This is a genomic window from Parvibaculum sp. (assembly GCF_039680535.1).
In the GTDB taxonomy this organism is placed as follows: Bacteria; Pseudomonadota; Alphaproteobacteria; order Parvibaculales; family Parvibaculaceae; genus Parvibaculum.
In genome coordinates this window covers 56,278-66,695 of record NZ_JBDKSS010000010.1, presented here as the reverse complement: position 1 = coordinate 66,695, position 10,418 = coordinate 56,278, and the positions used below count along the sequence as shown (strand labels likewise).

Annotated in this window: 9 protein-coding genes; 7 read left to right on the top strand and 2 right to left on the bottom strand. The window is 62.0% G+C overall.

Annotated elements, in window-relative coordinates; all coding sequences use genetic code 11:
• Both xdhB and xdhA read right to left on the bottom strand, forming a co-directional pair.
• On the bottom strand, positions 1 to 2,302 hold a 2,302-nt coding region (gene xdhB / locus ABFC66_RS05780; protein ID WP_346740024.1), incomplete at its 3' end, for a xanthine dehydrogenase molybdopterin binding subunit.
• Positions 2,299 to 3,747 carry a xanthine dehydrogenase small subunit gene (gene xdhA, locus ABFC66_RS05775; protein ID WP_346740023.1) on the bottom strand — a complete coding sequence of 483 codons (1,449 nt, stop codon included), beginning with the start codon at positions 3,745 to 3,747 and terminating at the stop codon, positions 2,299 to 2,301. The genes xdhB and xdhA, both read right to left, overlap by 4 nt.
• Before the next feature lie 322 nt (positions 3,748 to 4,069).
• Between xdhA and uraD the strand changes: the two genes are divergently transcribed.
• The 7 genes from uraD to ABFC66_RS05740 are packed head-to-tail and all read left to right on the top strand — an operon-like array spanning position 4,070 to position 10,417.
• Positions 4,070 to 4,576 carry a 2-oxo-4-hydroxy-4-carboxy-5-ureidoimidazoline decarboxylase gene (gene uraD, locus ABFC66_RS05770; RefSeq protein ID WP_346740022.1) on the top strand — a complete coding sequence of 169 codons (507 nt, stop codon included), beginning with the start codon at positions 4,070 to 4,072 and terminating at the stop codon, positions 4,574 to 4,576.
• Positions 4,573 to 6,054, top strand: coding sequence for an NAD(P)/FAD-dependent oxidoreductase (locus ABFC66_RS05765; protein WP_346740021.1), 1,482 nt, complete (start codon positions 4,573 to 4,575; stop codon positions 6,052 to 6,054). Before uraD ends, ABFC66_RS05765 begins: the two co-directional genes overlap by 4 nt.
• Entirely contained in the window at positions 6,039 to 6,386 is a 348-nt protein-coding gene (gene uraH / locus ABFC66_RS05760) for a hydroxyisourate hydrolase (protein ID WP_346740020.1), read from the top strand. Before ABFC66_RS05765 ends, uraH begins: the two co-directional genes overlap by 16 nt.
• A gap of 1 nt (position 6,387) precedes the next feature.
• Entirely contained in the window at positions 6,388 to 7,428 is a 1,041-nt protein-coding gene (locus ABFC66_RS05755) for a 2-oxoglutarate and iron-dependent oxygenase domain-containing protein (protein WP_346740019.1), read from the top strand.
• Complete coding sequence (gene hpxZ, locus ABFC66_RS05750) at positions 7,428 to 7,868, top strand: oxalurate catabolism protein HpxZ (protein ID WP_346740018.1); 441 nt, start codon at positions 7,428 to 7,430, stop codon at positions 7,866 to 7,868. Before ABFC66_RS05755 ends, hpxZ begins: the two co-directional genes overlap by 1 nt.
• Before the next feature lie 39 nt (positions 7,869 to 7,907).
• The gene (locus tag ABFC66_RS05745) at positions 7,908 to 9,176 is read left to right on the top strand and encodes an allantoate amidohydrolase (RefSeq protein ID WP_346740017.1); all 1,269 of its coding nucleotides are present in this window, start codon (positions 7,908 to 7,910) and stop codon (positions 9,174 to 9,176) included.
• On the top strand, positions 9,173 to 10,417 hold the full coding sequence (locus tag ABFC66_RS05740) for an alanine--glyoxylate aminotransferase family protein (protein WP_346740016.1): 1,245 nt from the start codon (positions 9,173 to 9,175) through the stop codon (positions 10,415 to 10,417). The genes ABFC66_RS05745 and ABFC66_RS05740 overlap by 4 nt, the downstream gene beginning before the upstream one ends.
• The last annotated feature ends 1 nt before the right edge of the window (position 10,418 follow it).

Below are 10,418 nucleotides of genomic sequence, written 5' to 3'. Positions count from 1 at the left end.
GGAGGATTGCTTCCGGCGTCGCAGGCGCTTCAAGCTTCAGCGCCTTCTCGGCGCCCACCACCGATGCTACAGCATCCTGAAGCGCGAGGAAGCATGCGAGCGCCAGCATGAAGGGCGGCTCGCCGATTGCCTTGGAGCGAAAAACCGTCGGCTTCGCGTTGGGCGCGTCGCCGAGAAGCTTCACGCGGAAATCCACCGGAATGTCGCGGCTCGTCGGAATCTTGTAGGTTGACGGTGCGTGCGTCTTGAGGCGGCCTTCCTTATCCCACCACAGCTCTTCCATGGTAAGCCAGCCCATACCCTGAATGAACGCGCCCTCGATCTGTCCGATATCGATGACGGGATTGAGCGATGCACCAACGTCCTCGATGATGTCGGCGCGCAAGATCCTGTTCTCGCCGGTCAGCGTGTCGATCGCAGCCTCGGCTACGCATGCCCCATAGGTGAAGTAATAGAAGGGCTCACCCGTGCAGGTCTCTGCGTCGAAATGGATTTCCGGCGTCTTGTAAAAGCCGGCGGCCGAAAGAGAGACGCGCTCAAGCCACGAATATTTGGCAAGCTCCGCGAAACTCAACGATTTCTGGCCGCCATAGATCCGTCCGCCGGCGAAGATCACTTCTTCCGCCGCGACACCGAGCTTCGACGCCGCCACATCGCGCATGCGGCCCTTGATGGTTTCCGCCGCTGCGAGCGCCGCCATGCCGTTGAGGTCGGAGCCCGCTGACGCAGCGGTGGCAGACGTATTTGGAACCTTGTCGGTGCGCGTGGAGGAGACGCGCACATGCTCGATATCGATCTGGAAGCATTCGGCGACAACCTGAGCCACCTTGAGATAGAGGCCCTGCCCCATCTCCGTGCCGCCCTGATTGAGATGCACGCTGCCGTCCGTATAGACATGGATGAGCGCACCCGCCTGATTGAGCGTCGGCATGTTGAAGGAAATACCGAACTTCAGCGGAAAGAGAGCCAGGCCCTTCTTGACGACCGGATTCGCAGCATTGAACGCCGCAATAGCTTCGCGCCGCGCCGCAATGCTCGCACTCTCTTCGATCTCCTTCAGAATGCGCGGCATGTTGTTGTCGGTAACGCGCTGACCATAAGGCGTCGTGTCACGCCCCTCGCTACCGTAATAGTTCGCGGCCCGCACCTCATCGAGACTCCTGCCAAGCTTCGCCGCGACATGCGCGATCATCGCCTCGGCGACGATCATGCCTTGAGGACCTCCAAAACCACGGAACGCGGTATTCGAAACCGTGTGCGTCTTACAGGCATAGCCGTTCACCCGAACATTGGGCAGGTAATAGGCGTTGTCGACATGACAGAGTGCGCGCTGCAACACCGGTCCCGACAAGTCCGGCACATTGCCCGCCCGGATCGCAATGACGATATCCGCGGCATCGATGCGCCCTTCGTCGTCGAAGCCTAGACGAAAGCGTCCCAGCACATCATGGCGCTTGCCCGTCATCATCATGTCGACGTCGCGCGAAAGGCGAAGCCGCACGGGTCGCCGCGACAGCCGCGCAAGCACCGCCGCCATGCCTGCAATCTGCGATGCCTGACTTTCCTTGCCGCCGAAGCCGCCGCCCATGCGTCTGACTTCCACGGTCACGGCGGCATAAGGAACGCCGAGGAGGCGGCAGACGATATGCTGCACCTCGCTCGGATGCTGCGTCGACGAGATGACACGCATCTCGTCTTCCTCGGTGGGTTCGGCCTGAGCGACCTGCGTTTCCAGATAGAAGTGATCCTGTCCGCCCGCGCGCACCTCGCCTTCCAGCCTATGCACCGACCGGGCGAAGGCGCCGTCAACGTCTCCGCGTTCCATCCTCATCGGCTTGATGACGAGGCTCTTCGCCTCAAGCGCGGCGTCGATCGTCAGAAGTGCAGGCAGATCTTCATATTCGATGATGGCGAGCGCCGCAGCCGCACGCGCCTGCGCTTCCGTCTCGGCAGCAACGATGGCGATAGCCTGTCCCCAATATTCGACGACATTCCGGGCCAGCAGCGGCTCGTCTGCGAGAATTGGCGCAACATCATTGGCGCCCGGGATATCGTCCGCCGTGCAAACACAGGCGACGCCAGGCGCCGCGCGCACCGCCGATAGGTCGAGCTTCGCGATCCTTGCATGCGCGCGATCAGAGAGGATGACCCAGGCGTGAAGAAGCCCCTCGGTCTCTGGCATGTCGTCGACATAGATGGCGCTGCCGCGAACATGCCGATTTGCGCTTTCATGCGCGAGCGACTGACCGACGCCGCCCTTTATGCGCGCGCCCTCCTGAGAAGAAGTGGAGATCACATTCATAGCGCCCACACCTCTCTCGGCGTCTCTTCGCCGGCAACATCGAGCATCAGTCGCTCGACGAGTCCTCGCGCCGCAGCGAGCCGATAGGCGGCCGAGCCGCGGAAATCGCTTAGCGGTCTGAAATCGTCGTCGAGCCGCCCTGCCGCCTCCGTCGACCTTTCCGGCGTCGCTCCGACCAATGCCTTCTCAAGCCCACCGGCCCGGGCAGGTGTGGCGGCCATGCCGCCAAAGGCAGCACGTGCGGCAACGATCTGTCCGCCGTTTATCGTCAGTCTGAATGCAGCCGAGACCGTGGAAATGTCCTGGTCGTAGCGCTTCGACAGCTTGTAGGCCCGGAACACGTCGCCTTCGCCCAGAAAGGGCACGTGGATCGCCTCCAGATACTCGCCCGGCTTGAGAGCCGTCTTCCGATAAGCAACGAAGAAGCTATCCAGCGGTATCTTGCGGCGGCCCTCGACCGACCGCAGGACGACCTCCGCGTTCAACGCCAGCAGGCAGGGCGCGCTGTCGCCGATGGGCGAGGCGTTGCAGATATTGCCGCCGATCGTTCCGAGGTTTCGCACCTGACGCGAACCGATGCGGCGGACAATGCCGGCAAATGCCGGAAAATGGCGATCGAGCGTCGGAAGCGCCTCCTCATAGGTCACGGCGGCGCCGATAACCACTCCATCCTCGCCTTCCTCAATCATCTTCAGCGCATCGAGCCTGGATAGCGAGATGAGCGGGCCCGGATTTTCAGCACGCTTGGCCACCGCGACGCCGAGGTCCGTTCCGCCAGCCAGAATCCGCGCATCCGGATGCTTGGCGAGCAGCCGGTCGAGTTCCCTTAGATCCGCAGGTGCTTCGAATCCGGCAATATCGATCAACGCCTTGTCACCTGCTTCTTCCTCAATCAGGGCATCCAGTTCGCCGCGCCATTTGCGTTCGCGCGCATCGAATTCGGCGGATCGGCCGCAAGCAACCATGTCTTTGGCCGCATCGACGATGGGCCGGTACCCCGTGCAACGGCAGAGATTGCCGGAAAGCGTCAGGTGAATATCGTCCGTCGCCCCGCTCCGCCCTTCTCGCTCATGCGCAAAGAGGCTCATCGCAATGCCCGGCGTGCAATAGCCGCATTGGCTTCCATGATGCTCGACGAGCTTCGCCTGCGCCGGGTGCGCATTGTCGCCTGCGTCCGCAAGCCCCTCAACGGTCGTAACGGCGCATCCGTCGAGTTCCGCCGTCAGCAGAATGCAGGAATTGACTGCGCGAAAATCAAAGCCGCCCTCGCCATTGGGCCGACCGACCGCCACCGTGCAGGCGCCACAGTCACCCTCAGCGCAGCCTTCCTTCGTGCCGAGCGCCCGTTCATGAACGCGAAGGTGCTGCAGAACCGTGCGCGTCGCCTCGACATCCCGCACAATGCGCGGCTTTCCATTCAAGAGAAACCGGACGGTCATAGTCATTTTCAGCGCGCAATCTCCGCTCAAGTGGTCTCAGGGCGCAGCGATGCCCTCGCGGAGAAGTGCCATTTTCGTGCCAGCCGAAACGAAGGCGGATCACGCGGCATAGCGTGCTTTTGAAGCGCGCCGCCGAGAGGCGCGTCGTCGTTTTGCATACATATTGTCCAAGCGGTCAGTTTTCTGCCCATCTTTTGGCCGATGACCGCGCAGGCAGGCGCGATCCCTTAGCAATTCGCGCTCCCGCTGCTGGCACAAGCATTGCGAGAAGAAAGGCAAGATGCGGCGAGGCACGCCTCGAGCCGCAAGTTTCCTTGCGAGTTCACCGATGAATCTTGCCGAAATAAACGACATGGACGAGGCCGCGTTCGTCACCGCCGTCGGGGGAGCCTATGAGCATTCGCCCTGGGTCGCGAAAGGCACATGGGCGAAGCGGCCCTTCGCGTCACCAGAGGATTTGCACAACGCCTTCATGTCGGTCATCCATGCGGCAACACCCGAAACGCAGCTGGCGCTCATACGCGCGCATCCGGATCTCGCCGGCAAGGCCGCCATCGCGCGCGAGCTGACCACGGAATCCACATTTGAGCAGGCCAGCGCCGGGCTCGACCGCCTGTCGCCTGAGGAATTCGCGAGGTTCCACGCGCTCAATACCGCTTATCGCGAGCGTTTCGGCATTCCCTTCATCATCTGCGTCCGCCTCAACACCAAGGACTCCATCCTGTTCGAGTTCGAGCGACGCCTCGCGCGGGACGCCGATACGGAGCGCATGGAGGCGCTCAAGCAGATTGGCGAAATTTCCCGCCTGAGACTGAAGGACCTCGACATCGCATGAATGAAATCACGACGAAGATTGCAGAGGCGGCGTTCAGCGATGCGCCGACGCCCGAGGCGGCAAAGTCTCTCTCGAGACTGGCCGATCAGGTACGTACCGATCTCGACATGCTCGACTACCCGGCAAAGCCGTGGGTCAGGCCGCGGAGCCATGCCTCCGGCACACATATATATGATGTCGTCATTGTCGGTGGCGGACAGAGCGGTCTCGCCGCCGCCTTCGGCCTCAAGCGGGAAAAAGTCGAGAATATTCTTATCCTCGATGAGAACCCGGCCGGCTTCGAAGGCCCCTGGATCACCTATGCGCGCATGGTCACGCTGCGCACGCCGAAATATCTCACCGGACCCGATCTCGGCATCCCGTCGCTGACCTTCCGTGCGTGGTGGACCGCGCAGTTCGGTGCGGAAGCCTGGGACAGCCTCGTCAAGATTCCCCGCGAGGAATGGATGCGCTATCTGCGCTGGTTCCGTCATGTGCTGGCGCTACCCGTGCAGAACGAGACCCGCGTCACCTCGGTTGATCCGGCCGGTTCGCAACTCTTCCGCCTGAGCGTTTCCGGCTCCGGCGCTTCGGGCAGCATCCTTGCCCGCAAGGTCGTCTTTGCCACCGGCATTCAGGGTGGCGGCGAATGGCATGTGCCGGACTTCATCGAAGGCAAGGTTTCGCCCGCGCGCTATGCCCACACCTCACAGAGGATCGACTTCGAAGCTCTCAAGGGTAAGAAGATCGGCATTCTCGGCGGCGGCGCTTCCGCTTTCGACAATGCCCAATATGCGCTCGGTCTCGGCGTCGGCGAGGTACATGTGTTCCTGCGCCGTGAGAAGATGCCGCGCATCAATCCGATCCGCTACATGGAAAATGCGGGCTTTCTGCGCAATTTCGCGACGCTGGACGACGCGACCAAATATGCCGGCATCTCCTTCTTCCTCGGCCACAACCAGCCGCCGACCAACGACACATTCGGGCGCGCTGCCGCCTATCCAGGCTTTCGCCTGCATCTCGGCTCGCCTTGGACCGACGTCGAGGAGACGCCGGACGGCGTGAAGGTGACAACGCCGAAGGAAACCTTCGTCTTTGACTTCATCATTCTGAGCACGGGCCTGCTCACCGACGTGAAGCTAAGGCCCGAACTCGCGAACCTTGCGGACGATATCGCGAACTGGCGCGACATCTACACGCCGCCGGAGGGCAAGGCGAATGCGTTGATCGACGCCCATCCCTATCTCGGTCCGTCCTTCGAATTCACGCCGAAAAGCGATGAGAGCGCAGGGCGTATCTATGGCCTCTTTGCCTATAACTATTCCGCGCTGGCGAGCCTCGGCCTTTCGGCAGCGGCCCTTTCGGGCATGAAGTTCGCGCTGCCTCGCCTCGTCGCAGGTATCACGCGTCAGCTCTTCACCGACGACGCGGACAAGATCCTTGGCGACTATTTCGCCTATAACGAAGAAGAGTTCATCGGACAATGGCCGGCAAGCTGAGCGTACATGCACTCGACACCGCCCGGGGCACTGGCGCGGCGGGCCTTCGGCTCACGTTGCGCAAACTTGCGCCTGACGCGAGCGAGCCATTCTGCTTCGTTCTGGACGATGACGGCCGCGCGACCTTGCTTGAAAGCGCCGCGCTGACCGTGGGGCGCTACGAAATCCTCTTCCATGCGGCCGAATATCAGCGCGCGAACGGCCTCGAACTACCGGAGCCGCCATTTCTCGACAATATCCCCATCCATTTCGGCGTCGCGGATGCAACCTCGCATTATCATGTGCCTTTGATCCTGAGCCCCTATGGCTACTCGACCTATCGCGGAGGCTAGCATGATGACACCAGCGGCAATTCTCGACTCCTCGCTCGTCGGCAAGCGCATTCCTTTCACTCAGGCGCCCATCATCGATTTTGGGCCCGCTGAAGGCGGCACGCGCGCAGGCAAGCTCGAAGTCGCGAAGAACCTGCGCGACGCGTGCATCAATGCCGGCTTCATGTATGTGAAGAATCACGGCGTTTCCGCATCGCTTGTCGAAAACACCTTCGCCTGGGCAAAGCGTTTCCTCAACGAAACAACGCCGGAGCAGAAGAAGGCCGTTTCCATGGCCGTGCATGGGCATAATCGCGGCTACTTCACCATCGGCGAGGAAAATCTCGATCCCGCCTCGCAGGCCGCCGGCGATCTGAAGGAAGGCTACAATATCGGCCGCGAACTCGCGCTGGATGATCCCGACCGGAACACGCCTCTTTGCGGCACCAACGCCTGGCCGGAGAACTTCCCCGGCTTTCGCGAGGCGATGCTCGCCTATTTCGACGCGATGAACGACCTATCCCGGCGCATGATCCGCATCTTTGCGATCTCGCTCGACATACCCGAAGACCACTTCGACAGGATGGTCGACCGGCCGCTCGCCACCATGCGCTTCCTGCATTATCCGCCGCAGAAGGGCATCATCACCGAGGAACAGCTCGGCTGCGGCGCGCATACGGATTTTGGTTGCTTCACATTTCTGGCGCAGGATGGAGTCGGCGGCCTCCAGGCGCGCAATGTCGCCGGCGAATGGATCGAAATTCCCGCGCGCACCGATTGCTTCGTCATGAACATCGGCGACATGTTCCAGCGCTGGACCAACGACCTCTATATCTCGACGCTTCACCGCGTCATCAATACCAGCGAGAAGGATCGCTACTCGCTGCCCTTCTTCTTCGATCCCAATGCCGACGCTTATGTCGAGGCGCTATCGACCTGCGTTACCGCGGAGCGGCCTGCCCGCTACGCTCCCACGACCGGCCTCAAGCACATCATGGAGCGCCTCTCCGCCGGCTATGGATTCGACATCGTGAATGGCGGCGGCGAGAAAGAGACTATGTGATGAGCCCTTCCATTTCCCTTTCGTTCGATGCCGAAGAATGCTTCGACGAAGCGATCGACGATGAGGAAGTCGTCGCCGAGGTGCGCGCCGTCTTCGATCGCTATGAAAAGGCGCTGATGGAGAACGACGTCGATGTGCTCGACGAGCTCTTCTGGCAGAACGCACGTACCATTCGCTATGGCGCCGGCGAGAATCTCTACGGCTTTGACGAGATCGCCGCGTTCCGTTCCGGACGCAACGCCGCGAAGATCGCGCGAAAACCTCTACGCGTCGAGATTTCGACTTATGGCCGTAATTTCGCGACCGCAAATTGCGAATATCAAAGGCTCTCCGATGAGAAATGCGGACGTCAGAGCCAGACATGGGTTCGCTTTCCCGAAGGCTGGCGGGTGATATCCGCCCATGTGAGCTTTCTTCCAGAGGCGAAGCCCGCAAGCTGAAATTCAGGTAGCATCAGGCGCCCTGGCGCAAGATTGAGTGTGATCGAGTTGACGAATGATGGATTGGGCGCCCGCGCGGTGGCACGCAGCGCCGCCTTCGGGGTGCCGCCCTATAGCGAGGACACGCGCTGCTTGACGCGGCGCTTCCTGACGCCTGCGCATGCCGCCGCGCTGGAAAGCCTCACCCAATGGATGAACGCCGCCGGCATGAAGGTTCACCTCGATCCAGTCGGCAATCTCGTGGGCCGATATGAGGGTATCGAGGAAGGCGCGCCCGCACTGATGATCGGCTCGCATGTCGACACGGTGCGCGATGCAGGCTGCTATGACGGCACGCTTGGCGTGATGCTTGGCCTCTCCTGCGTCGAAGCCCTCGCCGCGGAAGGCCGCCGCCTGCCATTCGCCGTCGAAGTCGTCGCCTTCGGAGACGAGGAGGGATCGCGCTTCTCCACCGGCATGATCTGCAGCCGCGCCGCCTCCGGCCAGATAAACTACGGCGCGCAGTTTGCCGGGCTGAAGGATAGTGACGGCATAAGCCTCGCCGATGCCATGGAAGCGTTCGGCCTCGACGCTGCGAAAATTCCGCTCGCCGCTCGCAAGCCCGAAGAACTCGTCGCCTATCTCGAAGCGCATATCGAGCAAGGCCCCGTCCTCGAAGCCGAAGATCAGGCTCTTGGTGTCGTCAGCGGCATCTCGGCGCAATTGCGACTCCACGCCTCTTTCACCGGCAGGGCCGGCCATGCCGGAACGAACCCCATGGGACTCAGGCATGATGCGCTTGCCGCCGCCGCGGAAGCGATCCTTGCCGTCGAGCAGATCGCGGAAGCATGGGCGACGAAAGGCGTCGTCGGCACCGTTGGCTTCATCGAGGCAAAGCCCGGCGCGCCGAATGTCATCGCCGGTGCGGTCGAGATCACGCTCGATGTGCGTGCGATTGACCGCGCGATACGCGACGGCGCCGCGAAAGAGATGGAGACGCGCATCGCGGCCATCGCCGCCCGGCGCGGCATAGGCTTCGCGCTCCGTCAGACGCTGGATTTGCAGCCGCACCCGAGCGACCCGGCTCTCACCGCCATTCTCGAGTCCGTTCTCTCCGATATGGGCCTCCGCCCCCTGCGGCTAACCAGTGGCGCAGGCCATGACGCGGGTGCCCTTGCGGCCATCACACCAATGGCCATGCTTTTCATTCGGTGTGCAGGCGGCATCAGCCACAATCCGGCGGAATCGGTCGATCCCGCCGATGCCGACCTCGCCGCCGAAGCCATGCTGAGATTTATCGATCGCCTTGAAGCGAGCTACAAAAAATGACCAACGAAATTTTCGACGAAATAGATCCGCCGCAGCGCCTGCTTATGGGCCCCGGCCCCGTCAACGCGCATCCGCGTGTGCTGCGGGCCATGTCGGCGCAGCTTCTCGGTCAGTTCGATCCGGAATTCACGGCCTATATGAACGAGACGATGGCGCTTTACCGCCGCGTCTTCGAAACCGAAAATCGCTGGACCTTCCTCATCGATGGCACGTCGCGGGCAGGCATTGAAGCGGCGCTGATCTCGGTGCTCGAACCTGGCGATCGTGTCGTCATCCCGAATTTCGGCCGCTTCGGCCTTCTCCTCACGGAAATCGCGCAGCGCTGCGGCGCGGAAGTCACGACGGTCGATGCCGAATGGGGCACCGTCGTTGAAGTGACCGCGATCGAGGAGGCAGTCGCCCGCGTCAAGCCGCGCCTCGTCGCCTGCGTCCATGGCGACACCTCCACCACCATGGCCCAGCCGCTCGAAGGCATTGGCGATATCTGCCGTCGCCACGGAGCGCTCCTTTACGTCGATGCGACGGCCACACTTGGCGGCATGTCGCTGCCGGTGGACGAGCTCGGCATCGATATCGTGACAGCCGGCCTGCAGAAGTGCCTCGGCGGCCCGTCGGGTAGCGCACCCATCACCATTTCGGATCGCGCGGCGGAGCGCATCTTCTCGCGCCGCCATGTCGAAAAGGGTATCGCGCCCGCAGGGCTTGCGGCAGGCAGTGCGTCGCGCATTGCCTCCAACTATTTCGACCTCGCCATGATCATGGACTACTGGTCCGAAAAGCGCCTCAACCACCACACCGAGGCGACGACAATGCTTTACGGCGCACGCGAATGCGCACGCATCGTTCTGCAGGAAGGGCTCGAAGCGCGCTATGCCCGCCATGCGCTTGCAAGCTGCGCCATGGTTGCAGGTCTCGAAGCGATGGGCCTTACGCTCTTTGGCAATCTCTCCAACAAGATGAGCAACGTCACCGGCATCGAGATTCCGGCCGGCATCGACGGCGAGCGTGTGCGCACACGCATGCGTCAGGATTTTGAAATCGAAATCGGCAGCTCCTTCGGTCCCTTGCAGGGCAGGATCTGGCGCATCGGCGCCATGGGCTACAACTGCCGCAAGCACAATGTCCTCATCACGCTGAATGCGCTCGAATGCGTGCTGCGTGGACAGGGCTTCAAGCTCCCCTCGGGCGCTGCCGCCGACGCAGCTCTCGCCATCTACTCCGCATCCGAAATTCCCGCCTGAA